This window comes from Streptomyces sp. MP131-18, assembly GCF_001984575.1.
Taxonomy (GTDB): Bacteria; Actinomycetota; Actinomycetes; order Streptomycetales; family Streptomycetaceae; genus Streptomyces; species Streptomyces johnsoniae.
The window spans coordinates 1117664-1142939 of sequence record NZ_LZNS01000001.1 but is presented as its reverse complement, the minus strand read 5'-3'; the positions used below and the strand labels follow the sequence as shown (position 1 = coordinate 1142939).

Sequence of the window (25276 nt, the reverse complement as noted above, 5' to 3'; positions counted from 1 at the left end):
GGGTCAGCCGCCGTGCAGGGCCATCTGCGAGATCGCGCGGGCGGCGCGTTCCGCCACCACGTCGAGCGATTCGCCGACGTGCCGCCGCAGTGCGCCCAGCGCCTCGGGCAGGCGGTCGGCGAGCACGTGCTCGACGATCTCCAGATGCTCGACGACGGTCCGTTCGATCCGGTCCGCGGTGAGGTAGTCGTACATGCGGACCGGGCGGATGCGGATGGTGACGGACTCCAGCGTCTCGGTCAGCCGCGGGTTGCCCGAGGAACGCAGCAGCGTGTGGTGGAAGTCCTCGTCCTGGAGGACGAACCCGGGATCGGGCTCCGGCATGTCCTCGCGCAGGGCCCGCCAGTGGTCGCGCAGCGGCTCCAGCAGGGCCGCGTCGTGGCGCACCGCGGCGGACTCCAGCGCCCGTGCGATACCGCGCAGTTCGAGCGTGATCCGCAGCTCGTACAGGTCGCGCAGCTCGGCGAGGTCGGGCCGGGCCGCGTAGTAGCCGTCGGCGTGCCGCTCCACCAGGCCGTCGGCCACCAGCCGGACCAGCGCCTCGCGCACCGGGGTGCGGGAGACGCCGAGGCGTCTCCCGAGCTGCACCTCCACCAGCCGGGTGCGGGCGCCGAACTCGCCCATCAGCAGCAACCGGCGCAGCTCGGCGTACGTCGCCTCGCGCCGGTTGCGGCGGACCGCCGAGGCGGGCGGTGGTGTGGACGGCGGTGTATACAGCGGTGCATCCATGGCCAGGGACCGTAGGCAGCGGCGATTTCCGCTTCTTTGATCGAACGTGGCGCGGATGTTACGGGTGCGACCACTGTGTTACGGGAAGCGTGAGGACTTGAGGAAGTGGCCGAGCAGGGCGCGGAGTTGTTCGCCGGGCAGGCGCGCGCCCCTTGACGTCGATGCGGCGTACCCGGACAATCCGACGGGAAGCCCCTGCGGCGGGTCATCTCTGACCGAGCGGACGGAATGTACATGGCTGACGCGGCACCGGACAGCGGCTCTCTGCCGCCGGGCCGTGCGTCCCTTCCGTACCTGACCTCCCGTCGCCACATCGATCTGCTGCGCGTCTCCAGCGCCGCAAGTCGCCTCCGCTGAGGCGGTCGCGGGCCACCCCCGCCCTCACCTCCCTCCCCTCCTTGTCCGTACGCGCCCCTGCCCCGAGAGGGAGAGCCATGCCCCTGCCCCTTTTCCGCGCCCGCATCGGCCCCGACGCGGACCACGGCTTCTACCCCGCCCCGCTCCGCTACCGCCTGTACCTCTCCCTCGCCTGTCCCGGCTCGCTGCGCGTCGCCCTCACCCACCGCCTGCTGCGGCTCGCGGACCGCGTCCCGCTCACCCTGCTCCCCGCCGTGCCGGGGAACGACGGCGGCTACGCCGAGCTGCGCACCGTGTACGAGCGGACCGCACACCGCTACCCGGGCCCGGCCACCGCGCCGGTGCTCGCCGACAGCTGGACCGGCCGCGTGGTCAGCAACCACGCGACCGACATCGCCCACGACCTCGCCGTCCACTTCCGTACGGACGGCCGGCCCGACCTGCGCCCGCCCGGCGCGGCGCGGGAGATCCGGCGCCTGGGCCTGCTGTGCGACCGGGACATCGCCGAGGCCGCCCAGCGGGCGGGGCGGGCGGGGCAGGCGGGGCAGGCCGCCGGGCCGGAGCCCGGCGGGGAACGGGCCCTGGCCACGCTGCTCACCGCCCTGGGCGAGATCGAGGAACGGCTGGCGGGCGGCGGCCCGTTCCTGCTCGGTGACTCCCTCACGGCCGCCGACCTGCACCTGTGGGTGACCCTGGTGCACCTGGACACCGTGCACCGCTGGCACCTCGACGCCGCGGCCGTGCACCGTATCGCCGCGCACCCCGCCGTCTGGGCCTACGCCAGGCGGCTGCTCGGCGAGCCCGCGTTCGCCGATCTGCTGCGCCCCGGCGACATCGAACGGCGCCACCACGCCCACTGCCGCGGCCTTGAGGCGGCGGGCGCGGCCGTGCAGATCATCGACTGGAGCACCCCGGAGCTGTTCACCCCGGCCCGGCCGCACGGCCGATGACGGCGAGCCGACGCGCGCCCGGCCCCCGCCCGTGCCCGAACGGCAGCCCCACCCACGGAAGGAAGCGCGCCTCGGGACAGGCGCGGCGCTGCCCGGCCGCCCGCGGCATCGGCGACCGGGCGGAACGGGTCGCCGCGCTCCTGGCGCAGGTCGGCCTCGCCCCCTCGGCCGCCGACCGCCACCCGCGGGACTTCTCCGGCGGGCAGCGCCAACGCATCGGCATCGCCCGCGCCCTGGCGCCCGGGCCCGCCGTGCTGATCTGCGACGAGCCGGTCTCCGCCCTGGACGTCTCCGTCCAGGCCCAGGTGGTCAACCTGCCGACCGGCTTCCAGGAACGCCTCGGCCCGGCCATGGTGTTCATCGCCCACGACCTCGCCGTCGTGCGCCAGGTCAGCCATCGCATCGCCGAGATGCACCGCGGCCGGATCGTGGAGACCGGGCCCGCCGACGACGTCCGCGACCGGCCGGCCCGCGCCTACACCCGCCCCCTGCTGGCCGCCGCGCCCGTCCTCACGCCGCCCGCGGACACGGCGGTGGCCTCGTGAGCGCCTGCTGCGGCCCCGCCCGCGAGGGCGTGGCCGCAGCGGCGTCCGCGCGGCGCACGCCCGGCCCCGGGCCGGACGGCCGTCCGGCGCGCGAACAGGTCACCCTGCGCGGCGGCACGTTCCTCATGGGCGACCACTTCGCCGAGGGCTACCACGCCGACGCCGAGGGCCCGGTGCGCCAGGTGCGGGTCGCGCCGTTCCGCATCGACACCACCGCCGTCACCAACGCGGCGTTCGCGGCCTTCGCCGACGCCACCGGCTACGTCACCGACGCCGAACGCTTCGGCAGCTCCTTCGTCTTCCACCTGCTGCTCGCTCCCGGCGCGCGGCGGCACGTCCTGGGCCGGGTGCCGCAGGCCCCCTGGTGGCTCGGCGTCGCGGGCGCCCACTGGCGGGCCCCCGAAGGCCCCGGCTCCGATCTCGGCGACCGCGCCTCCCACCCCGTGGTGCACATGTCCCACGACGACGCGCTCGCCTACTGCGCCTGGGCGGGCGCGCGGCTGCCCACCGAGGCCGAATGGGAGTACGCCGCCCGCGGCGGCGCCGAGGGCCTGCGCTACCCCTGGGGTGACGAACTGGCCCCGGGCGGCCGGGAGATGTGCAACATCTGGCAGGGCGACTTCCCGCGGCGTTTCCGCGGCACCCCCGCCAGGCCACGCCCGGGCACCGTGGCGGCCGACGCCTACGAGCCGAACGGCTTCGGCCTGTTCAACACCTCGGGGAACGTCTGGGAGTGGTGCGCCGACTGGTTCGCCCCCGGGCAGAAGGCCATTCGCGGCGGCTCCTACCTGTGCCACGCCTCCTACTGCAACCGCTACCGGGTGGCCGCCCGTTCGCACAACACGCCCGACTCCTCGACCGGTCACGGCGGCTTCCGCTGTGTCCAGGACGCGGCCCAGGACGTTCCCCCGGCGGAGCCTGCGTGTGTCCTGGGCCAGGACAGGGCCCAGGAGGCCGCCGTCTTCGAGTGAACCGAGCGCAGGTCCTCCGCCAGCTCGGTGCGCCACGCGGCGGTCAACCGGGCCGACAGCACGGGCCCGGCGGCGGCCTCGACGGGAAGCAGCGCGAAGCGGCGCAGCGCGGCCCCGACTGCCGACCGGTGGGACCACGCGGCGCGGTCCTCCGCGGCGTGAATGCCAGGCCGAGCCGCCGCTCGGCCGCCTCGATGTCCGCCTGCTGCGCGGGCGGGCGCAGCAGAGCCGCGCTTGCCGGCGCGTGCCGCGCCAGCCAGGCGTCGATCCTGGCCCAGGACGCGTCGACCGGTGGCCAGGAGGACAAGTTGGTTACCCTGAGTGAGTTCATGCTGCGACCGTAGCCCCCGCCACTGACAGTCACCCCGCGCTCAGTCTCCGTACAGCCGGGCGACCTCCCGCGCGTAGGCGTCGGCCACGGCCGCGCGCTTCACCTTCAGGGAGGGGGTGAGCAGCCCGTTCTCCTCGGTGAACTCGCCCGGCACGATGGTGAACGCGCGGATCGACTCGGCGCGTGAGACGGCCTCGTTGGCGTAGTCCACGGCGCGCTGCACGTCGGCCCGCAGCTCCGGGTCGGCGCACAGCTCGGAAACCGGGGTGTCCCGCGGGCGTTTGCGCACGGCCAGCCAGTGGTCCAGCGCGTCGCGTTCGAGGGTGACGAGGGCGGCGACGAACGGCCGCGCGTCGCCGACCACCATGCACTGCCCCACCGGCGGACGGCTGCGCAGCCGGTCCTCCAGCACGGCGGGGGAGACGTTCTTGCCGCCGCTGGTGACCAGGATGTCCTTCTTCCGCCCGGTGATGGTCAGGTAACCGTCCTCGTCGAGACCGCCGAGGTCCCCGGTCGCGAACCACTCGCCGTCGCGGGCCGCGGCCGTCGCGGCCGGGTCGTTCCAGTAGGTGCCCGCGACGACGCCGCCGCGGATCAGGACTTCGCCGTCGTCGGCGATGCGCACCGCGGTGCCGGGCACGGGCAGGCCGACAGTGCCCGGCCGCGGCGCCAGCGGCGGGACGAGGGTGGCGGCCGAGGTGGTCTCGGTGAGGCCGTAGCCCTCGTACACGACGATGCCGCAGCCGAAGAAGAAGAGGCTCAGCCGCCGGTCGAGGCGCGAACCGCCGCTGATGGCGTAGCGGACGCGGCCGCCGAGCGCCTTGCGGACCCTGCGGTAGACCAGCAGGTCGTACAGGCCCTTCGCCAGCCGCAGCCCGGCGCCCGGTCCCGGCCCCGTGCCCCGGTAGGCGGCGAGCGCCGCCTCGCCGTAGGCCACGCCGATGCGGTCGGCGCGCGCGAAGGAGGCGCCGCGGCCGAGCCGTTCCGCCGTGGCCCGCCCGGTGTCGTGGATCTTCTCGAAGAGGTAGGGCACGCCGACGAGGAACGTGGGCCGGAAGGAGGCCAGTTCGGGCCGCAGCTCGTCGGGTTTGACGCTGGGGCAGTGCCCGATCTCGATGCGCGCGGACAGGCACGCGATCTGGATGGTGCGGCCGAGGACGTGGGCCAGCGGCAGGAACACCAGGGTGGCCGGCTTCAGTCCGGTGACCTCCTCGAAGACCGGTTTCAGCATCTGGACCAGGTTTGCCGCCTCGGCGTGCAGGTTGCCGTGGGTGATGACGCAGCCCCGCGGGCGGCCCGTCGTGCCGGAGGTGTACACGAGGGTGGCGGTGCTGCCGGGGCCGAGGGCGGCGCGGCGCGCGGTCACCTCCGTGTCGGGCACGTCCCGGCCGAGGGCGGCCAGTTCGTCGAGCGCGCCCTCGTCGATGACCCACAGCCGGGGCCGCGGCCCCGCGCCGGGCTCCTCGGCCGCCGCGCGCGTGGCCGCGGCGTGCTCCGCGGTCTCCACGACGGCGAAGGCGGCGCCCGAGTCGCGCAGAATCCACCCGATCTGCGCGGCCGACGACGTGGCGTACACCGGAACGCTCTGGCCGCCCGCCGCCCAGACGGCGAAGTCGAGCACCGTCCATTCGTAGGAGGTGCGGGCCATCAGCGCGACCCGCCCGCCCGGCGCGAGGCCGGCGGCGATGAGGCCCTTGGCGGTGGCCCGCACCGCGTGGGCGAACTCCGCCGCGGTGACCGGCGTCCACCGGCCGCCGGTGCGGCGCCGGATGACGACGGCGCCCGGCGCCTCGGCGGCGTTGGTGAACGGGATGTCGGCGGTGCTGCCCGACACCGGCGGATCGACCAGCGGCGGCACGCGCACCTCGCGCACCGTGCCGTTCTCGCGGACCAGTTCGGGCGGCGCACCGTGGCCGGGGCCGCGGCGGCGGCGCGCGCGTTTCAGATCCCGCTGTGCTCCCATGCGTCAGCTCCCTTGCCGGCTTTCGAGAATGGCGGTCACGCCGAGCCCGCCCGCGGCACAGACCGACACCAGCCCGCGCACGGGCTCCCCGCCGCCGGGCCCGCAGCCGCGCTCGGCGGCGCGCTCGTGCAGCAGTTTGGCGAGGGTGGCGACGATGCGGCCGCCGGTGGCGGCGAACGGATGGCCGGTGGCGAGCGAGGAACCGGCGACGTTGAGCCGGCCCGGGTCCAGCGGCCCGAGTGGTGCGGCGAGCCCGAGGCGGCGGGCGCAGAAGCCGGGGTCCTCCCAGGCGGCGAGCGTCGCGAGCACCTGGGAGGCGAACGCCTCGTGGATCTCGTACAGGTCGAGGTCGCCCGGCGCGAGGCCCGCGTCGGCGAGCAGCCGCGGCACGGCGTGCACGGGGGCGGTCAGCAGCCCGTCAGGCCCTCCGGTGAAGTCCACCGCGGCGGTGCGGGCGTGCGTGAGGCGCGCCCGCACCGGGAGCCCGCGCGCCGCCGCCCACTCCTCGCTGGCCAGCAGCACGGTCGCGGCGCCGTCGGTCAGCGGGGTCGAATTGCCGGCCGTCATGGTGGCGTCCTCGCGGTCGGTGCCGAACACCGGGCGTAGTCCCGCCAGTTGTTCCTCGCTGCTGTCGGGGCGCAGGACCTGGTCGCGGGCCAGGCCGCGGAACGGGGTCACCAGGTCGTCGAAGAAGCCGCGTTCCCAGGCCGCGGCCAGTTTGCGGTGCCCCGCGGCGGCGAACCGGTCCTGCGCCGCGCGGGAGATGCCCCACTCGGCCGCGGTGCGCGCCGCGTGCTCGCCCATGGAGAGCCCGGTGCGCGGCTCGGCGTCGCGCGGGATCTCCGGCACGAGGTGCCGCGGGCGCAACGCGGCCAGCGCCCGCAGGCGGCGGGGGAGGGAACGTTCCCTCCTGGCCCGCAGCAGGGTGCGGCGCAGCGTGTCGTTCAGCGCGAGCGGCACGTCGCTCGCGGTGTCCACGCCGCCCGCGATGCCGCAGTCGATCTGCCCGAGGGCGATCTTGTTGGCGACGAGGATGACGGCCTCAAGTCCGGTGCCGCACGCCTGCTGCACGTCGTAGGCGGGGGTGCGGCGGTCCAGGGCGCTGCCGAGCACGGTTTCCCGCGCGAGATTGAAGTCCCTGCTGTGCTTGAGCACCGCGCCCGCGACCAACTCGCCCAGCAGGGCCCCGTGGAGCCCGTACCGCTCGACGAGCCCGTCCAGTGCCGCGGCGAGCATGTCCTGGTTCGATGCGGTGGCGTACGGCCCGTCGGAGCGGGCGAAGGGGATGCGGTTGCCACCGACGATGGCCACCGGGCGCCCGGCCGCTGTCATGGCGGTCTCGCTTTCTGACGGTGCCGGCTTGTGGGTGGCCGGCCGACTCACTTAACTTCCCAGTAGACTTACCCCTGAGTAAGGAGGAAATCAATGGCCGACAGGTATCTCTCCTTCGCCACCAGCCGCGTCGGTGGCCGCGTGGCCGCACGCCTCGGCCTGCCCCGCCCGGCCCGGCTCGGGCGGTACCGGCCCGGACAGCCCGTCGCCCGCGGCCCCGTCGTCCTCGGCCACGCCGCGGACCCGCGCGCCGTCAAGCCGTTGCAAGCCGTCCTCGACCGCTGCGGTGCCACGGTGCAGGAGCACCCCGGCCGGCCGGGCGCGCTCCTCCTCGACGCCACCGGCATCACGGCCATCGGCCAACTCGCCGCCGTGCACGCCTTCTTCCATCCCCGCATCCGCAGTCTCCTGCCGAACGGCCGGGTGCTCGTCCTCGGCACCCCGCCCGAGTCGGCCGCCACCCCGGGCGCGGCCGCAGCCCAGCAGGCCCTGGAAGGGTTCGTCCGCTCCCTCGGCAAGGAGCTGCGGCACGGCGCGACCGCGCACCTGCTGCTGATCGCGCCGGGCGCGGAGGAGGCGATGGAGTCCACCGTCCGCTTCGTGCTCTCCGCACGCTCCGCCTACGTCTCGGGGCAGCCCCTGCGCCTGGCCGCGGAAGGCCCCGCCGAGGTCCCCGCCGACTGGAACCGCCCGCTGGCCGGCCGCACCGCGCTCGTCACCGGCGCCGCCCGCGGCATCGGCGCGGCCGTCGCCGAGACGCTGCACCGCGACGGCGCCCGGGTGCTGTGCCTGGACGTGCCGGGGCAGCGGGACGCACTGCACGCGCTCGCCGACCGCCTCGGCGGCACCGCGCTCGCCCTCGACGTGACCGCGGACGACGCCGTCCCGCGCATCGCCGCCCACCTCGGCGAGGAGCACGGCGGCGGCCTCGACGTCCTGGTGCACAACGCGGGGATCACCCGCGACAAGACGCTCGGCCGCATGGACGCCGACCGCTGGCACACGGTCCTCGACGTCAACCTCGCGGCCGTCGAGCGGCTGACCGAGGGGCTGCTCCCGGCGGTGCGCGACGGCGGCCGGATCGTCGCCACCTCCTCCATCAGCGGGCTCGCGGGCAACGCCGGACAGACCAACTACGCCGCGAGCAAGGCCGGGGTGACCGGGCTCGTCCGCGCCTTCGCCCCGGCCGTCGCCGCCCGCGGCATCACCGTGAACGCCGTCGCGCCCGGCTTCATCGAGACGCGCATGACCGCCGCGGTGCCGCCGCTCGTCCGGCAGGCGGGCCGCCGCCTGAACAGCCTGGGGCAGGGCGGTCTGCCCGTCGATGTCGCCGAGGCCGTCGCCTACTTCGCCTCGCCCGGCACGGGCGCCGTCACCGGCCAGGTGCTGCGGGTGTGCGGCCAGGCCCTGATGGGGGCGTGAGGCGCATGCTCGCCTCCTACGCGCGCGCCCTGCTGCTGCCCCGGCGTGGCAGCGGTCCCCTGCCGGAACGGCGGCTCGAACGGCGGGGCGCCGCCGCGGACCCCGGCCGCCTGGCCCGCTACGCGCAGGTCTGCGGCTTCGAGGGCACCGACCCGCTGCCCGTCACCTACCCGCAGGTACTGGCGTTCCCCCTGGCCATGTCGCTGATGTCGCGGCGGGACTTCCCGTTCCGGCTGCCGGGCCTCGTGCACATCGCCAACCGCATCGAGCAGTTGCGGCCCCTCGCCCCGCGGGAGCCGCTCACCTACCGCGTGGCGACGGGGCGGCCCGAGCCGCACCCCAGGGGCACCGCCTTCGACGTGGTGACCGAGGCCGTGGACATGGCGGACGCCCCGGTGTGGCGTTCCGCCGCCACCTATCTGCGCCGCCACCCCGTGGACGGAGCCGGGCCCGTGGACGGAGCCGGGCCCGGGGACGCGGCCCCGGAGCACGCCGCGCGTGGCGCGGAGCCGCGGACCGAACGGTGGACGGTGCCCGCGGACACCGGCCGCCGCTACGCGGCGGTGTCAGGGGACCGGAACCCGATCCACCTCCACCCGCTGACGGCCCGTCCGTTCGGCTACCGGCGCGCCATCGCGCACGGCATGTGGATGGCGGCGCGCTGCCTCGCGGCGGCCCGGCGGGCGCGGCCGGACGCGTTCCCCGGCGCGTACACCGCCGAGACGGCGTTCCACAGGCCACTCGCACTGCCCGCGGAGGTGACGTTCCTGCTGTGGGAGTCGGGCCCGGCGCTCGGCTTCGCGCTGCGCCCCGCCGCCGGCGGCCCGGCCGAACGCCCGTACTTGCAGGGCCGCGTCGAGGCGTCCTGAGCCCGCTCGCGGTCAGGCGTCGGGCTGCGGCGGCGCCCACACCTCGCCGGCCAGCACATTGCGCATGCCCACCCACATCACGTTCATCAGGCGGACCGTGACCCGCTCCGGCGGCTCGCCGGGGTGGCGCTCCATCCAGTCGGTCAGCGAATCCGCCGCGCCCACCAGGGCGTGGGCGACGAAGTCGGCCTCCTGTTCGCCGAGCCGGTCCGCCTCGCCGCCCTTGGTGATGCCGTCCCGCACCAGCCCGTTGACCTCCGCCATCACCGAACGGCGGGCGTCCGCGATCTCCTGCGCGATGGCCTCGCCCTGCTCCGGGGCCTGCCGGTGCAGCACCACCCAGCTGTCGCGGTGCTCGGCCACGAAGGCGAAGAACGCGCCGAGCCCCGCCCACAGCCGCTGCTCGGGGGAGTCACCGGCCTGCGCCGCCTCCCGGAACGCCGCTGCGAGGCGCTGCGACTCGCGGCGGACGCACGCGATGAACAGGCCCTCCTTGGAGCCGAGATACAGGTACACCATCGGCTTGGAGATCCCGGCGAGGTCGGCGATCTCGTCCACCACGGCGGCGCGGTAGCCGCGTTTGGAGAAGACGCCGAGCGCCGCGTCGATGATCTCCTGCTCGCGCACGCTCCGGGGCAGCCGCCGTCTCCGTTTGTCGGTCACCCTTGCCAGCCTACCTACGCCGCACCTAATCTTACTCTATAGTAAGTTTACTTCAGGGTAAGGAAGTCCCGATGGCAGAACCCACGCCCGACCTGGCCGGTCTCGATTTCGGCAGCGTCACCCCCGAGGAGTTCGCCGCCCTGGTCAGGAAGCTCCCCGCCAAGGAGCTGGCCGGGCTGATGCGGGGAGAGCTGCGCACCCGCGTCCTGGCCGAGGTGTTCGGCCGCATGGGGCGCCAGTTCCGCCCCGAGAGCGCCGGATCGCTGAACGCCGTCATCCGCTGGGAGATCACCGGCGAGCCGGTGGTCGTGTACGAGACGGAGATAGCCGACGGCACCTGCACCGTCCGCGCGGGCCGTTCGGACACCGCGCCGCGCGCGACGCTGACCATGGGCGACGTGGAGTTCCTCAAACTGGTCTCCGGCAACGGGAGTCCGGTGACGATGTTCATGACCCGCAAGCTGAAGGTCGCAGGCGACGTCGGGCTCGCCTCCGGCCTCACCCGCCTGTTCGACATCCCGAAGGGCTGAGTGATCCTCTCGATGAGCGGATTCTCCCTCGACCTCACCGAGGACCAGCGCGACGTCCGCGACTGGGTGCACGGCTTCGCCGCCGACGTGGTCCGCCCCGCGGCGGCGGAGTGGGACGAACGCGAGGAGACCCCCTGGCCCGTCATCCAGGAGGCCGCCAAGATCGGCCTGTACGGCTTCGAGTCGCTGGCCGAGATGTTCGGCGACCCCTCCGGGCTCACCCTGCAACTCGCCAACGAGGAGCTGTTCTGGGGCGACGCGGGCATCGGCATGGCGCTGTTCGGCACCTCGCTCGCCGTCGCCGGCATCTTCGCCGCGGGTACCCCCGACCAGCTCGCGGAGTGGGTGCCGCAGTGCTTCGGCGACGCGCGGCAGCCGAAGGTGGCCGCGTTCTGCGTCTCCGAGCCCGAGGCCGGCTCCGACGTCTCCGCCATGCGCACCCGCGCCCGTTACGACGAGGCCAAGGACGAGTGGGTGCTCGGCGGGCAGAAGGCGTGGATCACCAACGGCGGCATCGCCGACGTGCACGTCGTCGTCGCCTCCGTCGAGCCGGGACTCGGGTCGCGCGGCCAGGCCGCGTTCGTCGTACCGCCCGGCACCCCTGGCCTCGAAGGCAACCGCAAGATCAAGAAGCTCGGCCTGCGCGCCTCGCACACCGCCGACGTCTTCCTCGACGACGTGCGCGTGCCGGGGCGCTGCCTGCTCGGCGGCCGGGAGCGCCTGGAACGGCGGCTGGCCAGGGCCCGCGAGGGCGGCCGGGCCAAGGGCCAGGCCGCCATGGCCACCTTCGAGGTGTCCCGCCCCACCGTCGGCGCCCAGGCCCTGGGCATCGCACGCGCCGCCTACGAGTACGCGCTCGAGTACGCGGGCGAACGCGTCGCCTTCGGCCGCCCCATCGTCGAGAACCAGGCCATCGCCTTCGCGCTCGCCGACCTGCGCACCGAGATCGACGCCGTCCGCCTGCTGATCTGGCGCGCGGCGTGGATGGCGCGCGGCGAACGGGAGTTCACCGCGGGCGAAGGCTCGATGGCCAAGCTCCGCGCGGGCGAACTCGCCGTCACGGCAACGGAGAAGGCCGTCCAGATCCTCGGCGGCGCCGGTTACAGCAGGGAGCACCCGGTGGAGCGCATGTACCGCGATGCGAAGATATACACCATCTTCGAGGGCACGAGCGAGATCCAGCGCCTGGTGATCGCCCGGGCCATCTCCGGCCGTCAGATCCGGTGAGACCGGGCGGGGGCGCCCGCGCCTCGCCGCCGCCACCGGCCCGGCGGCGGCGAGGCGTGCGGGCCGCCGGGGCCCGCGACCGACGGGAACGGTGAGTGGGAACGGTGAGAATGACGCTGCCGCCACACCTCGCCCGCGCCCTGGCCGCGCGCGACGCGCCGGGGCCGCCCGTGCACGCCGTCGAAGTCGGTGGGTCGTCCGTGCAGAGCAGCGTGTTCGCGGGCGGAACGGTGGAGTTTGCCGAAGGTCCCCGGCCGGCCGCGGACACCGGTCCTTTCGGCCTGGCCGCGCCCGGTCTCGTGATCGACGGGCGCGTGCAGGGGGCCACGCAACTGGGCTGGGACGACGTCGAGGCGTGGCGCGAACTCGGCTACCCGCACCGTCCCGACGTGTCGATGAACGACGCCGACGCCGCCGCGCTCGGCGAATGGCTGCTGCGGGCGGAACGGCCCGGCAGCCTGCTCTACGCGGGGATCGGTACGGGCCTCGGCGGCTCGCTGATCACCGGCGGCGAGGTCGTCGACGTCCGGCTCAGCCACCAGACCGGCTTCGGCGAGGCCGTCTGCGACGGCTGCCGCGCCCCGGGGTGCCTCAACGCCCGCATCGGCGGCCAGTACCTGCCGCGCCGCCTCGACGCGGCGGACAAGCGGCGTGTGGTGGACCTGCTCGCCACCGCGATCGGCCGCGCAGGACTGCCGGGGGGCACGGTCGTCGTCCTCGCGGGCGGGCTGGTGCGGCGTACCCACCCGGATCTCGTCGCGGCCCTGCGGAGCCGCCTCGGAGGCGCGTACCCGGTGGAGGGCTCGGCGGCGCCCGCGGCGGCCAAGTCCGCCGCGTACGTCGGTCTGCTCGACCGCCTGGTCGGGGAGGGGCGGACCGGCTGAACGCCTGTCCGGAACGGGCGTTCATCTAGGCTGGGGGGATGGGACACCGGGAACGGCTGATGGCCGGGGCGAAGCGCTGCCTGGAGGAGCGGGGTTACGCGAGGACCACCTCGCGGGACCTTGCGGCGGCGGCCAACGCGCCGCTCGGCGCGATCAATTACCACTACGGGTCCAAGGAGGCGCTGCTCAACGCCGCGCTGCTGGAGGCCGTCTTCGAGTGGGGCGAGCGCGCCATGCCCGCCGCGGCCGGGCCGGGTGAGGACTCCGACCGCATCGAGGCGCTGTGGTCGCGGATCATCGCCTCCATGAAGGACGAGCGTCCGCTGCTGGTGGCGACCACCGAGGCGTTCGCCCAGGCGGAGCGTGCCCCGGAGATCCGGCAGCAGATCGCCGACGCCATGGAACGCGCGCGACCGCGGCTCGCCGCCCAGCTGCACGGCGAGGAGATGGCGGACGACGAGGAGACCGCACGCGCGGTCGGCTCGGTGCACATGGCCCTCGTCGCCGGGCTGACGCAGCAGATGCTCGTCGATCCGGAACGGACGCCCGGCAGCCGCGAACTGGCGATCGGCCTGCGCGCCATCGCCAGAAGCCTGGAGGCCTAGGTGCATTGACCCGGAGGGTTGTTTACGCGGCTGATGGGTGGCTTGCCTCCGAGTGCGGTGTGGGGCGGCCGGGGTCAGGGCTCCCCGCCGGACCGCGGTGCGGTGGGGCGCACGTCCGCCCGGCACACCAGGCAGGTCTCGATCCGGCTGCCGTGCTCGGCCACCACGCGCCGCGCGTCGGCCAGGTGCAGATCCGGCGCACCGGGGCACCAGCAGCCCGCGCGGTGGAGCACACCGCGCCGCGGCTCGCCCGCCGCGGTGCGCATCCACTGCACCCACCAGCGCGGCCCCGCCCGCTCCTCGGCCTCGTCGATGGCCTCCCGGACCGCGCTGAGCTGGCGCTCCAGCCAGGTGGCGAGAGCGTGCAGGCGGGGCAGGTCGGACGGTAGTTCGCTCACGCGTTCGATATTAGGGGCTTCGGTATGAGTGCGCGGGTCAGGAGGCGGTGGGGCGGTTCGCGGGTGTGTGGGCCCGCACGTGTTCCGGCAGGTGTTCCCGCGCCCATGCGTCGAAGGTGGTGAGCGGGATGCCGAGGTCCCTCGCGTACCGGGGGCGGGCCGGCTGGCCGGCCACGTTCAGCCACGCGTGGGCGGTACCCATCGGCGGCATCCCGGCGGCCAGGGCCTCCTCCTCGGTCATGTCCGGCGCGGACAGGTGCGTGCCCAGGGCGCGGGAGAGGACCTCGGCGATCTCCGTCATCGACAGGTGATCCCCGGCCAGCTCCAGCTCGACCCCGTGGAACCGTTCCGGCGCGGCGATGGCCGCGGCGGCGGCCCCGCCGATGTCCCGTGTCGCGACCAGGGACAGCCGGGTCCCGGGGTTCAGGATGCTCACCAGGCCGCCCTCGATGCCGCGCGGGAAGAGGAACGCCATGGACGGGAGGAAGTTCTCCATGAAGAAGCCCGGCTTGAGCAGCGTCCAGCGGGGGAAGCCGGCCGCGCGGACCCGGTCCTGGATCGCGCTCTTGGCGTTGAAGGAGGGCTCCACGGTCCAGCGCCCCTCGGCCCAGCCGGAAGTTCCGGTGTGCTGGCCGGCGCCGGTCACGGACGTGTGCACGAACTGCGGCACTCCGGCCGCCTTCGCGCCCTCGACGAGGTTGATGCCCTGGGTCACCTCACCCTCGAAATCGAAGCCTTCCGCCGTCATGGCGGGCATCTGCACGGAGAAGACGGCGCGGGCGCCCCCGGCGGCCCGGACCACGGAATCGCGGTCGTGAAGGTCGCCGGTGACCAGTTCGGCGCCCAGCGCCTCGACGGCCCCGGCCCGGTCGGTGGCCGGGTCGCGTACCAGGGCGCGGACGGGAACGCCCGCCGCGAGCAGGGCGCGGGCGACCGAGCCGCCCTGCCTGCCGGTGGCGCCGGTGACCAGGACGGGCGCGGAATCTGCGGACATGATGCTCCTCTGGAAACTCGTAAACGGCGGGGCCCGCCGTTTATGTTTCCGATACGATACGGCGGACCCCGCCACTTGGCGAACCCGGAGGTGACGGCCATGCCCGAACGCCAGCGCGCCGACGCCCGGCGCAACTACGCGCGGATTCTCGCCGTGGCCGAGGAAGAGGTCGCCGCCCACGGCCCCGGCGCTTCGCTGGAACAGATCGCCCGCACCGTGGGCGTCGGCTCGGCGACCGTGCGCAGGCACTTCCCCACCCGCCGCGCACTGCTGGAGGCGGTCTCCCGGAAACGGATCGAGGCCCTGTGTGTCCGCGCCCACCACCTGACCGGCGCGGGCGACAGCCGGCAGGCGCTGCTGGACTGGCTGAACGACGTCGTCGCCTACTGCGTCTCCGCCCGGGGGCTGGCCGCCGCGCTGGCCTACGACGGCGCCGAGTCGGAGCCGATCCACGAGAACAGCTGCTCGGCGGCGCTCGAAGCGGCCGCGGGCCCGCTGCTGCGCCGCGCCGCGCAGGACGGTGCGGTGGCCGCGGACGTCACCGTCACGGACCTGATCACGCTGATCGTCGGCATCGCCCTGGGCACGGAGCACCACCCCGACCCCGCCGCCCGGGCGGACCGGCTGTTCCGGCTGACCGTGGCGGGCGTGAGCCCGCAGCGCTGAAACCGAACTCCGCTGTCACGGGACACCGACCGCCGCGCGCAGGGCGACCGGGGACCGGGACCGGCGGCCGGGGGCCGTTTTGCCGTCACCCTGGCGGCAAGGAGGCCCGTATGGACCACGCACGCGCACCCGTACTCGAGGCCCTGGCCGCCTACCACGACGGCGGCCAGCTCCCCTTCACGCCGCCCGGGCACAAGCAGGGCCGCGGCGCCGACCCCCGGGTCCGCGCGGTGCTCGGCGACGCGGTCTTCCGTTCCGACGTGCTCGCCATCGCCGGGCTCGACGACAGAACCTCCTCGCACGGCGTCCTCGACGAGGCGCAGCGGCTGATGGCGGACGCGGTGAGCGCCGAGCACACCTTCTTCTCCACCTGCGGCAGCTCGCTGTCCGTCAAAGCGGCCATGCTGTCCGTCGCGGGCCCGCACGAGAAGCTGGTGATCGGCAGGGACGCCCACAAATCGGTCGTCTCGGGGCTCATCCTCTCCGGCGTCCGGCCGATCTGGGTGGACCCGCAGTGGGACCCGGATCTGCACCTCGCGCACCCGCCCGCCCCCGAGGCGTTCGAGGCCGCGTTCGCCGCGCACCCGGACGCGCGCGGCGCCCTCGTGACCTCGCCCACGCCCTACGGCACCTGCACCGACCTCGCCGCCGTGGCCGCCGTCTGCCACGCCAGGGGCCGCCCGCTGATCGTCGACGAGGCGTGGGGTGCACACCTGCCCTTCCACCCCGGCCTCCCGACCTGGGCCATGGACGCCGGGGCCGACGTGTGCGTGACCTCCGTCCACAAGATGGGCTCCGGCCTCGAACAGGGCTCCGTCTTCCACCTCGGCGGCGACCTCATCGCCCCGGCCATCCTCAAGGCCAGGGCGGACCTGCTCGGCACCACCAGCCCCTCCGTCCTCCTCTACGCGGCGCTGGACGGCTGGCGGCGCCAGATGGTCCAGCACGGCCGCGCGCTGTACGACGACGCGCTGGACCGCGCCGCGCGCGTCAGGCGGCGGATCGAGGACATCGACGGCCTCCACGTCCACGGGCGGGCGGACTTCTGCGCCCCTGGGCGGGCCGCCGACCTCGACCCGCTCCAGGTCATCATCGACGTCGGCGGACTCGGGACCAGCGGCTACCGCGCCGCGGACTGGCTGCGCGAGCATCACCGCATCAACCTGCACGTCTCCGACCACCGCCGCGCCAGCGTCCAGCTGACGCACGCCGACGACGAGGCGAGCGCCGCCGCGCTGCTGGCCGCCCTCCGCGACCTCGCGGCCCACGCCGGCACCCTGCGCCCCGCACCCCGCGTCGACGTTCCCGACCCGGCGCACCTGCGCCTCGACCAGGTGATGCTGCCGCGGGACGCCTTCTTCGGCCGGGCCGAGCAGGTGCCGTCCGACAAGGCCGCGGGGCGTGTCACGGCCGAAATGCTCACGCCCTACCCGCCGGGCATCCCCGCCGCGCTGCCCGGCGAACGGCTCACCGACGACGTGCTGCGCTACCTGCGCACCGGCGTCGAGGCCGGCATGGTCGTGCCCGACGCGGCCGACGCCACGGTGCGCGGCATCCGCGTGGTCGCCGAGGACTGACCCCGGCGGCATAACCGTTCGACACGCCTCCCCGCGCGGGGCCACGATGCCCCCCGTGACCGGCACCCACCGCACCCGCCGCACCGCGCGCCTCCGCCTCGAACCCATCGGCCCTGAGCGGGAGAACGACCTGTACCGCCTGCACCGGGACCCCGGCATCGCCCGCTGGTACGGTGCCTGGTCGACCGAGGACGCGCGCGCCGCCGCGGCAGCCATGGGACGGGCCTGGCGCACCGAGGGCATCCACAAATGGCTGGCCTACGAACGCGGCACCGGCGAGCTGATCGGGCGCGGCGGCCTCTCCTTGGCCGAGGTCGACGGCGCCCGCCGCCTGGAGATCGGCTGGGCGGTCCGCGAGGCCCTGTGGGGCCGCGGCTACGCGAGCGAAATCGGCCGCGAGGGCGTGGCCTGCGCCTTCGGAGAACTCGGGGCGACCGAACTGGTCTCCTTCACCGAGACCCGCAATGCCCGCTCCCGCGCCGTGATGGAACGCCTCGGTTTCCACCACACCCGCGACATCCGCCACGCCGACGACGATTTCGCCCTCTACACCCTGAGGCCGCACGAAGACGGCGGCCCGCGCAAGCCGCCGCGACACCGCTGCTCATGACGGGCTTCGGAAGCCCTCGCGCCGCCCTGCCCGTGCGTTGTTCCATCATGTGTGGGCGGGACTTCCGCATGCTCTGAGCTGCCGGTACCCGGCAGTCAGCGTTCGGCCAGGCAGAATTCGTTGCCCTCGGGGTCGATCATGACCGTCCACTCCGGGTGGCGTTCCGTCACGCGTGCGCCGAGCCCGGTCAGCCGGGTGATCTCCGTCTCGGCGTCCGGCGCGGACAGGTCCAGGTGCAACCGGTTCTTTCCCGCCTTCGGCTCCGGGACCAGCTGGAAGAACAGCCGCGGACCGCCGTGCGCGGGTTCCACCAGCACCGTCGGGTCCTCCTCCGGACCGGCGAAGCCGAGCCGCCGCAGGCGGGCCAACTCGGCCTCGTCGTACGGCGCCACCGCGTAGTCCTCCAGGGCGGCGGCCCAGAACCGTGCCAGGGAGGCCGGGTGCGCACAGTCGACGACGATGTCGTGAATCCTTGCCATGCGCCGATGCTGTACGGCCTCGGACGCCCGCGTCACCCGGTTTTCGCGGCCCGCTGCCTGGCGGCCTCGTACAGCACGATGCTCGCCGCGTTCGCCGCGTTCAGCGAACTCGCCGTTCCCGTCATCGGAATCCGCACCAGCGCGTCGCACAGCTCGCGCCAGCCGGCGCTCAGGCCCGCGGTCTCGTTGCCCACCGCGAGCAGCACCGGGCCGGTCAGGTCGAAGTGCGCGATGTCCGCCTCGCCCCGCTCGTCCGTGCCGACCACCGTCACCGGCCGTCCGGCGGCCCGCGCCCGAGCGAGCCAGGTCTCGACCTCCCGGTGGCCCGGGGCGCGCACCACCGGCAGCGCGAACAGCGAACCGGTGCTCGCCCGCACCGACTTGGGGTCGTACACGTCGGCGGCGTGCCCCGTCACCACCAGCCCGTCCGCGCCGAAGGAGTCGGCGGAACGGACGATCGTTCCGATGTTGCCCGGACTGGTCGGGCGGTCGAAGGCCACGCCGAGGAAGGCGGGGCCGACCGGGATGCGGGCCAGGTCGTCGGGCGGCATCCCGGCCACCGCGACCAGCTCGGGCACGCCCTCGTCCTTGCCGCCCAACTCGGCGAGCAGCTCGGGGGCCATGGCGACCTTCTCGGCCGGGACCTCTTGCAGCAGCGCCGCCGCCCAGCGGGTCAGCGGCCGTCCCGCGTCGAAGATCAGCGTCCGGATCGGCCAGCCGCGCTCGGCCGCCTGCGAGATCGGCCGCACCCCCTGGATCAGGAACTCCCCGGCGCGCTGCCGCTTGGTGCGGTTGGTCAACTGCGCCTGCCACTGCTGGAACCGGGCATTGCGCGCCGAGATCCGCTGAAGCGCCACCCGTACTCTCCCCGACTCACCTGCCCGGCCGGCTCCCGAGCCGGCCGGCCCCGCGGAGATCACCCTCCGCGACGGTCAGCAGGCTACCTCAGCAGCGGCCGAGGGGCCGCGGGCCTTGCCCGGGTGCGGGGCACCCAGGCGGCACGCGTCCTGGCCGTCGGTCACCGGCGCGACCAGACTCGGCCGGGGAGGACCCGTTCATGGAAGGAACTGACATGTCATACGCAGCCGCCGATGACAGCCTGGTCGGCAGACTCCGGGCCCTGGAGGACAAGGAGGCTCTGCGTACCCTGATGATCCGCGGGTGGCGGGCGCTGGACCGCAAGGACTGGCGGGCCTGGATCGGGTGTTGGGCCGAGGACGCGGTGCTGGAGTTCGGGCCGTGGGAGAAGACTCACGGAAAGGAGGCGGTCCTGGCCAAGGTGAAAGCGGCGGAATCGCCCTACCCGAGCATGCAGCATCACATCCTCAACATGGACTTCGACGTGGAGGGCGACCGGGCAACCGGCATCGGCTACATGTGGTTCGTCGCCGTCACCGCACCCGGGCGGACGTCCTCCCCCTACGCCATGGGCGGCCCCTACGACTGGGAATTCCGCCGGGGCCCGGACGGCTGGCTCCTGGTCCGCCAGAGGCTCGGCGTCTGGTGGACCAGCGGCGAGGACACCCTGCACGCCTTCGAGTAGACGTGGCCCTCCGCGCATTCACGCCCCGCTCCGGGATCGCACGGTCGCCGCGCCGACCGGGGCACGTGCGGGGGCCCCTCGGTCCCTGCACGGCGGACGAACGCCCGGCCCCCCGCATGCGGGTCGGGCCGTGACCGCCGCCCTCGCTTTGCGGAACGGCACGGTGTGCCCTCCGTCAGCAGAGCAGCAGAGCAGCAGAGCAGCAGAGCAGCAGGTCACCGGGGGGGTCCGTGCCTCGACGATGCGCCCGGCCGGTCCTGGCGTGCGGTGGCTCAGCTCTCGTAGCCCTCCACCTCGGGGGCCGGCCGCAGGGCCGCCGCGTCCGGGTCGTCCCCGAACTCGCTGCGGGCGCGGCGCTGGCGCAACAGGTCCCAGCACTGGTCGAGACCCACCTCGACGTCGCCGAGCCGTACTTCCTCGGCCTCCTGGAGCCCGTGGCCGACGGCACGCTCCCGCAGAGCGCGCTCCTCGGCCACGAGCTCACCGACACGGGCAAGGATGTCCTTGTCGTCCATTGAGTCAGGCTAGTCCCGGTTTGCGGTGGGTGCCATTCGAAGGGCCCCCGGGGCCCCGATGCCATGATGTGCCCCGTGGAATCCTTATCCGAACGCGACATCTACCTGGCACGTTTCGGTTGGCACGCGGCCTCGTCCGGGCTCGCGCTGTGCGGGTTGGCCGTCGTGGCGTTCGCCTGCCTCGGCGGGCTCGTGCTGTGGCTGGCCCTGGTGATCGGCGCGGTCGGGGCGGTCGTCTTCGTCGTATTCGCCGGCATGGCGGGCTCGCGCGGTCCCGCGCTGCGCGTCGACCCCGAGGGGGTCACGCTGGGGGGCGGCCCGCTGCGCTTCGGCCGCATTCACCCGACGCATGTGCCATGGCCGGACATCGAGGCCATCGTGCTCTGGACGCGCCGGCTGCCCGCGGGGGCCACCGTGCGGTACATCGGCCTCCGCGTCAGAGCCGACGCGGAGGCGCCGGGCCCGGCGGGCCCCGCCCTCCGCGTGCGCGGCATCCGCGGCCCGGCGCCCCGGGCCCCGCGCATTCCGGACCTCCCCAGCCTCCCGAACGTCCCGAACGTCCCGGCCGACGTGGTCGCGCTCAGCCGCGCCGTCCACGGCTGGCGCCTCGACCGCTCGCGGCTCCAGGCCGCGGTCACCGCCTTCGCCCCCGGGCACGTGCGCGTCGTCGAAGCGCCCTGACGCCGCCGCGGACGCCCGCGGCGCCCGCCCGGTGGCGGGGGGACGGGACCCCTTGACGGGGCCGCATCTATTGACGAGTTCACGGCACGGTGCATTGATGAGAACGCCTTTGGGAGCGCTCCCATCGCCCAGAGCCCACCTCTCCTCCCGACCCATGGAGCCGCCATGAGAGAAACCCGTCCGCACGGCGGACTCAGACCCCGCGCCGGTGTCGCCCTTGCCGCGTTGCTGAGCATGCTCGCGGCGCTGCTCGGCTTCGGGCAGTCCGCGCAGGCGGATCAGGTAGCCCCGGCCGCGACCGGATTCAGGATCGACGCCGGCCGGCTGCTTGAGGCGAACGGCAACGACTTCGTGATGCGCGGCGTGAACCACGCCCACACCTGGTTCACCGGCGAGACGGATTCACTGGCGCACATCAAGGCACTCGGCGCCAACACGGTCCGCGTGGTGCTGAGCAGCGGCCACCGGTGGACCCGCAACGACGCCTCCGACGTCTCCCGCATCATCGGCCTCTGCAAGCAGAACCGCCTCATCTGCGTGCTGGAGGTCCACGACACGACCGGCTACGGCGAAGAGGGCGCGGCCGCGAGCCTGGACCAGGCGGCGGACTACTGGATCGGGATTCAAAGCGCACTCGCCGGCCAGGAGCAGTACGTCATCCTCAACATCGGGAACGAGCCGTACGGGAACAGCAATACGGCCGGCTGGACCGCGGACACCAGGGCCGCGGTCCTGAAGCTCAGGAACGCCGGGTTCGACCACACGATCATGGTGGACGCCCCGAACTGGGGCCAGGACTGGTCCGGAACGATGCGTGCCAACGCCAGGTCGGTCTTCGACGCCGACCCCGACCGCAACGTCATCTTCTCGGTCCACATGTACGGCGTGTACGACACGGCGGCCGAGATCAGGGACTACCTCAACGCGTTCGTGAGCGCGGGACTGCCCATCCTGGTCGGCGAGTTCGGGCACAACCACTCGGACGGCAACCCCGACGAGGACACGATCCTGGCCACCGCGCAGTCCCTCGGGCTCGGCTACCTCGGCTGGTCCTGGAGCGGCAACGGCGGGGGCGTGGAGTACCTCGACATGGTCACCGCCTTCGACCCGTCGCGGCTGACCTCCTGGGGGCAGCGGATCTTCAACGGCGCCAACGGCATCGCGCAGACCTCGCGCGAGGCGGCGGTCTACGGCGGCCAGGGCGGGGACGACGACGAGGCGCCGACGGCCCCGGGCCGGCCGGTGGCCTCGGAGGTCACGGCGACCTCGGTCCGGCTGTCGTGGCCCGCGGCCACCGACAACGTCGGCGTCACCGGCTACGACGTGGTGCGCGTGAGCGGTGGCGGGGAGACCGCCGTGGCGAGCACCGCGGCCAACGCGGCGGCGGTGAGCGGGCTGAGCCCCGGCACCGACTACACCTTCGCCGTGTACGCCAGGGACGCGGCGGGCAACCGGTCGGACCGTTCCGCGACCGTGGGCGTGACCACCGGGACGGGCGGCGGGACGCCCTCGGACTGCTCGGTCCGCTACCAGGTGGTGGGGGAGTGGTCCAACGGCTTCCAGGGCGACATCGTCATCGGCAACACCGGCACCGCGGCGATCAGCGACTGGACGCTGGCCTTCGCGTTCGCCGACGGGCAGCGGATCACCAACATGTGGGGCGGCACCGCCACGCAGAGCGGCGGCTCGGTGACCGTCACGCCCGCCCCGTACACGGCGTCGATCCCGGCCGGCGGCTCCGTGGCGCTCGGGTTCACCGCGGAGAAGGGGGCCGGGAACGCCGCACCGACGGAGTTCACGCTCAGCGGCGGGGTGTGCGGCACGGCCTGACGGCCGGGCCCTTCACCCGGTGGAGCCGGCCACGCGGATGACGCGCTTGCCGCGGGCGTGGCCGGTCTCCGCCGCGTGCACGATTCCCCGGCCCCTTGCGGCCCCTCACACCCCGAGTTACACCCCGAGGAGCCGCGCAACGAAGTCGTTGCGGAACCGGCCCGCGGGGTCGTGGTCGAGGACCAGGCGGCGGAAGTCGGGCAGCCGCGGGAAGCGGGCCGCGACGTCCGCGGGCGCCGCGGCCGTGACCTTGCCCCAGTGCGGCCGTGCGCCGAGCGGCAGCAGGCGCTCCTCCACCGCGGCCACCACCGGCAGGACGGCCTCGGTGTCCTTGAGCCAGGTGAAGTGGACGGCCACCGTGTCGCGGCCCTGCGCCGGGCTCAGCCACAGCTCGTCCCGCGCCACGGTGCGGACCTCCGAGACCTGGAGCACCGGCGCCAGCTCCGCGCCGAGGCCGCGAAGCGCGGCGAACGCGGCGGGCGCCGCGGCGCGCGGCAGGAACAGCTCCGACTGGAGCTCCTCGCCGCGGCTCGGGGTGAACTCGGGACGGAAGTGCGGCAGCCGTTCGTGCCACGGCCCCGGCTCGCCCAGCTGCCGGGTGCAGAACTCCGCCGGCATGCCCGGGATCGGGTGCCAGGGCGCCGTGGCGGGACGGCCGCCCAGCCAGTCCGCGGCCTCGTCGCCGCCGCCTTGCCGGTCGGTGCGCCGCTTCAGCCACACGGTGCCCCGGCCGCTGTGCCAGTCGGTGAACGTGCTGACGCTGTAGGCGGCGCCGGTGATCTCGTCGAAGCGGTCGGCCAGCGCGTCGAGCGGCACGTCGACGTGGACCCACTGCGCCACCTCGAAGGCCGGCTCGATGTCGAGGGTCAGGGCGGTCACCACGCCGAGTGCGCCGAGCGAGACCACGGCGCCGGGGAAGCGGTCCGGGTCGGCGTTCCTACTCAGCGTTACCAAGTCGCCCTCGGGGCCGACCAGTTCGAGTCCTGCGACGGCCGAGGCCAGGCCCTGCCGCCCGTCCCCTGAGCCGTGCGTGCCGGTCGCGACGGAGCCGGCCACCGTGATGTGCGGGAGGGAGGCCAGATTCGCCAGCGCGAATCCTTCAGCGTGCAGCTCCTCCGCCACTTCCGCGTACCGGAGCCCGGCACTGACGGTCACCGTCCCGCGCTCCCTGTCGATCTCGGCGCGGCGCGGCAGCCCGTCCGCGCGGACCAGGTCGCCCGGGGTGTCCGCGATGAGGTTGAACGAGTGGCCGGTGCCGAGTGTCCGCACCTGCGAGGCCGCGGAAACGATGCGCCGCAGCTCGTCGAGTGAGGCCGGGCGGTGCACCCGTGCCGCCCCGTAGGTGATGTTCCCTGCCCAGTTGTGCGCAGGCGCGCCCGTTGTCAGCATGCGCCGACGGTAATACGGAACGGCGGGCCGCGAACAGCGCCGTCCACGGCCCCGGCCTCGGCCCGTCGCCGAAGAATCGCATCCGCGAATGTTTCCCTGGGGGTGGGTGGCCGACGTCGGGGGTGGCCCGCCGGGCGTCGGCGGGGCGGTCCGGTCGGGACACCAGGCCGTAACAAGATTTTTCGTCACCGTCATTGACCCCCGCCCGCCGTGGGCGGAGAGTGAAACCCCGCCGGTCCTCTTGGCGGTCCATCGGTTCACTCAGTAAACCAGCCTGCGTGGCTGGACGTTGTCCGGGAGGTGAGACATGGGATCGGGAATCGGAGCGGCGGCACTGCGCACGGCGCGCGCCTTCCTGTGGACGGCGCTGGTGCTCCTCGCGCTGGCCGCGCTCTGGGAGGGCTACAAGGCGCTCGGCGACGCCACCGGCGGCCGGATACCCGGCACCGGCCTCGACCTGCCCATCGCCGCCGACGACCAGGCCATGCCGCACATCGCGGACATCATCGGCGCGCTGACCGAGCCGGCCAGACGCGGCACCGACACCTCGCTGGCCGTCTACCTGTTCAACGAGGCCACCATCACCTTCCGCGAGGCGCTGCTCGGCCTGGCCATCGGCTCGGCCGCCGGGCTCCTGCTCGCCGTCGGCCTGCGCGAGTCCCGCTTCGCCTCCCGCGGCGTGATGCCCTGGCTGATCGCCTCCCAGACCGTGCCGCTGGTCGCCGTCGCCCCGATGGTCGTCATCTGGGGCGGCAAGGCCGGCATGCCCAGCTGGGTCGCCGTCACCGTGCTCTCCGCCTACCTGGCGTTCTTCCCGGTGACCGTCAGCGTGCTGCGCGGGCTCAACTCCCCGCAGCCGGTGCACCGCGAACTCATGCACGCGCTGGCCGCCGGCCGGGTGCGCACCCTGCTGCTGCTGCGGTTCCCCGCGGCCCTGCCCTTCCTCTTCGCCGGGCTGCGGCTCGCCGCCACCGCCAGCGTCGTCGGCGCCATCGTCGGCGAGCTGTCCGCCGGCACCGGCGGCGGCATCGGCCGCGCCATCCTCACCAGCTCGTACTACTACTCCAGCGCACCGGAGAACCTCTACGCGGCCGTCCTGGTCGCCGCCGTCACCGGCATCGTCCTGGTCCAGGTCCTGCGCGTGGGGGAGTCGCTGTCCCTGCGGAACCGGAGCACGGCCGGATGACCGCCCCCGCCACCACCACCCCGCGAGGTA

26 protein-coding genes and 1 pseudogene are annotated in these 25276 nt (G+C 74.3%); 17 read left to right on the top strand and 10 right to left on the bottom strand.

Going from position 1 to position 25276, the window contains the following annotated elements:
• Positions 1-3: 3 nt before the first annotated feature.
• A complete protein-coding gene (locus STBA_RS04790) occupies positions 4-729 on the bottom strand; it encodes a GntR family transcriptional regulator (protein ID WP_077058030.1) in 726 nt (241 codons plus the stop codon).
• Positions 730-957: 228 nt separating this feature from the next.
• On the opposite strand from STBA_RS04790, the gene STBA_RS39420 reads away from it, so the two are divergent.
• The 4 genes and pseudogenes from STBA_RS39420 to STBA_RS04775 all read left to right on the top strand — a co-directional run bounded on the left by STBA_RS39420 (position 958) and on the right by STBA_RS04775 (position 3552).
• Positions 958-1086, top strand: a complete 129-nt coding sequence (locus STBA_RS39420; protein WP_366510735.1) for a putative leader peptide — start codon at positions 958-960, stop codon at positions 1084-1086.
• A gap of 77 nt (positions 1087-1163) precedes the next feature.
• The gene (locus STBA_RS04785) at positions 1164-2036 is read left to right on the top strand and encodes a glutathione S-transferase C-terminal domain-containing protein (RefSeq protein ID WP_077058029.1); all 873 of its coding nucleotides are present in this window, start codon (positions 1164-1166) and stop codon (positions 2034-2036) included.
• Between the two features lie 98 nt (positions 2037-2134).
• Positions 2135-2581: pseudogene (locus STBA_RS04780) on the top strand (ABC transporter ATP-binding protein); the annotation flags it as partial.
• A 29-nt stretch (positions 2582-2610) separates the two neighbouring features.
• Positions 2611-3552, top strand: coding sequence for an SUMF1/EgtB/PvdO family nonheme iron enzyme (locus STBA_RS04775; RefSeq protein WP_079252353.1), 942 nt, complete (start codon positions 2611-2613; stop codon positions 3550-3552).
• Positions 3553-3923: 371 nt separating this feature from the next.
• Here STBA_RS04775 and STBA_RS04770 read toward each other — a convergent pair whose 3' ends face one another.
• Positions 3924-5846, bottom strand: coding sequence for an AMP-dependent synthetase/ligase (locus STBA_RS04770; protein WP_077058028.1), 1923 nt, complete (start codon positions 5844-5846; stop codon positions 3924-3926).
• Between the two features lie 3 nt (positions 5847-5849).
• Positions 5850-7178, bottom strand: coding sequence for an acetyl-CoA C-acetyltransferase (locus STBA_RS04765; protein ID WP_077058027.1), 1329 nt, complete (start codon positions 7176-7178; stop codon positions 5850-5852).
• Positions 7179-7271: 93 nt separating this feature from the next.
• Here STBA_RS04765 and STBA_RS04760 point away from each other — a divergent pair, with 93 nt between their 5' ends.
• Positions 7272-8600, top strand: a complete 1329-nt coding sequence (locus STBA_RS04760; RefSeq protein WP_077058026.1) for a 3-oxoacyl-ACP reductase — start codon at positions 7272-7274, stop codon at positions 8598-8600.
• 5 nt (positions 8601-8605) lie between these two features.
• A complete protein-coding gene (locus STBA_RS04755) occupies positions 8606-9469 on the top strand; it encodes a MaoC/PaaZ C-terminal domain-containing protein (protein ID WP_077058025.1) in 864 nt (287 codons plus the stop codon).
• 12 nt (positions 9470-9481) lie between these two features.
• Here the strand turns inward: STBA_RS04755 and STBA_RS04750 are convergent, their stop codons facing one another.
• Positions 9482-10132 carry a TetR/AcrR family transcriptional regulator gene (locus STBA_RS04750; protein ID WP_077058024.1) on the bottom strand — a complete coding sequence of 217 codons (651 nt, stop codon included), beginning with the start codon at positions 10130-10132 and terminating at the stop codon, positions 9482-9484.
• 71 nt (positions 10133-10203) lie between these two features.
• On the opposite strand from STBA_RS04750, the gene STBA_RS04745 reads away from it, so the two are divergent.
• From STBA_RS04745 to STBA_RS04730, 4 genes are all read left to right on the top strand, one after another.
• A complete protein-coding gene (locus STBA_RS04745; protein ID WP_077058023.1) occupies positions 10204-10662 on the top strand; it encodes an SCP2 sterol-binding domain-containing protein in 459 nt (152 codons plus the stop codon).
• Between the two features lie 12 nt (positions 10663-10674).
• Entirely contained in the window at positions 10675-11889 is a 1215-nt protein-coding gene (locus tag STBA_RS04740; protein ID WP_077058022.1) for an acyl-CoA dehydrogenase family protein, read from the top strand.
• A gap of 110 nt (positions 11890-11999) precedes the next feature.
• Positions 12000-12773, top strand: coding sequence for an ROK family protein (locus tag STBA_RS36260; protein WP_077058021.1), 774 nt, complete (start codon positions 12000-12002; stop codon positions 12771-12773).
• A gap of 38 nt (positions 12774-12811) precedes the next feature.
• Positions 12812-13378, top strand: a complete 567-nt coding sequence (locus STBA_RS04730; protein WP_077058020.1) for a TetR family transcriptional regulator — start codon at positions 12812-12814, stop codon at positions 13376-13378.
• A 74-nt stretch (positions 13379-13452) separates the two neighbouring features.
• Here STBA_RS04730 and STBA_RS04725 read toward each other — a convergent pair whose 3' ends face one another.
• Positions 13453-13776, bottom strand: coding sequence for a hypothetical protein (locus tag STBA_RS04725; RefSeq protein ID WP_077058019.1), 324 nt, complete (start codon positions 13774-13776; stop codon positions 13453-13455).
• A gap of 37 nt (positions 13777-13813) precedes the next feature.
• Positions 13814-14770, bottom strand: coding sequence for an NmrA family NAD(P)-binding protein (locus STBA_RS04720; protein ID WP_077058018.1), 957 nt, complete (start codon positions 14768-14770; stop codon positions 13814-13816).
• 99 nt (positions 14771-14869) lie between these two features.
• Between STBA_RS04720 and STBA_RS04715 the strand changes: the two genes are divergently transcribed.
• The 3 genes from STBA_RS04715 to STBA_RS04705 all read left to right on the top strand — a co-directional run bounded on the left by STBA_RS04715 (position 14870) and on the right by STBA_RS04705 (position 17623).
• Complete coding sequence (locus STBA_RS04715; protein ID WP_077058017.1) at positions 14870-15436, top strand: TetR/AcrR family transcriptional regulator; 567 nt, start codon at positions 14870-14872, stop codon at positions 15434-15436.
• Between the two features lie 110 nt (positions 15437-15546).
• The gene (locus STBA_RS04710) at positions 15547-17013 is read left to right on the top strand and encodes an ornithine decarboxylase (protein ID WP_077058016.1); all 1467 of its coding nucleotides are present in this window, start codon (positions 15547-15549) and stop codon (positions 17011-17013) included.
• A gap of 55 nt (positions 17014-17068) precedes the next feature.
• Positions 17069-17623: a GNAT family N-acetyltransferase gene (locus STBA_RS04705; RefSeq protein WP_216355910.1), complete on the top strand. Its 555-nt coding sequence runs from the start codon at positions 17069-17071 to the stop codon at positions 17621-17623.
• Positions 17624-17718: 95 nt separating this feature from the next.
• On the opposite strand, the gene STBA_RS04700 is transcribed toward STBA_RS04705, so the two are convergent.
• A complete protein-coding gene (locus STBA_RS04700) occupies positions 17719-18102 on the bottom strand; it encodes a VOC family protein (protein WP_077058014.1) in 384 nt (127 codons plus the stop codon).
• A gap of 32 nt (positions 18103-18134) precedes the next feature.
• On the bottom strand, positions 18135-18959 hold the full coding sequence (locus STBA_RS04695) for a TrmH family RNA methyltransferase (protein ID WP_077058013.1): 825 nt from the start codon (positions 18957-18959) through the stop codon (positions 18135-18137).
• Positions 18960-19174: 215 nt separating this feature from the next.
• On the opposite strand from STBA_RS04695, the gene STBA_RS04690 reads away from it, so the two are divergent.
• The gene (locus STBA_RS04690) at positions 19175-19645 is read left to right on the top strand and encodes a nuclear transport factor 2 family protein (protein WP_077058012.1); all 471 of its coding nucleotides are present in this window, start codon (positions 19175-19177) and stop codon (positions 19643-19645) included.
• A gap of 272 nt (positions 19646-19917) precedes the next feature.
• Here the strand turns inward: STBA_RS04690 and STBA_RS04685 are convergent, their stop codons facing one another.
• Positions 19918-20160 carry a DUF2630 family protein gene (locus STBA_RS04685; RefSeq protein ID WP_077058011.1) on the bottom strand — a complete coding sequence of 81 codons (243 nt, stop codon included), beginning with the start codon at positions 20158-20160 and terminating at the stop codon, positions 19918-19920.
• Between the two features lie 75 nt (positions 20161-20235).
• On the opposite strand from STBA_RS04685, the gene STBA_RS04680 reads away from it, so the two are divergent.
• Both STBA_RS04680 and STBA_RS04675 read left to right on the top strand, forming a co-directional pair.
• Complete coding sequence (locus STBA_RS04680; protein ID WP_077058010.1) at positions 20236-20841, top strand: hypothetical protein; 606 nt, start codon at positions 20236-20238, stop codon at positions 20839-20841.
• Between the two features lie 165 nt (positions 20842-21006).
• Entirely contained in the window at positions 21007-22671 is a 1665-nt protein-coding gene (locus tag STBA_RS04675) for a cellulase family glycosylhydrolase (RefSeq protein ID WP_077058009.1), read from the top strand.
• Positions 22672-22788: 117 nt separating this feature from the next.
• Here the strand turns inward: STBA_RS04675 and STBA_RS04670 are convergent, their stop codons facing one another.
• Positions 22789-24060 carry an FAD-binding protein gene (locus STBA_RS04670; protein ID WP_077058008.1) on the bottom strand — a complete coding sequence of 424 codons (1272 nt, stop codon included), beginning with the start codon at positions 24058-24060 and terminating at the stop codon, positions 22789-22791.
• 307 nt (positions 24061-24367) lie between these two features.
• Here STBA_RS04670 and STBA_RS04665 point away from each other — a divergent pair, with 307 nt between their 5' ends.
• The gene (locus tag STBA_RS04665; RefSeq protein ID WP_079251717.1) at positions 24368-25246 is read left to right on the top strand and encodes an ABC transporter permease subunit; all 879 of its coding nucleotides are present in this window, start codon (positions 24368-24370) and stop codon (positions 25244-25246) included.
• Positions 25247-25276 lie beyond the last annotated feature (30 nt).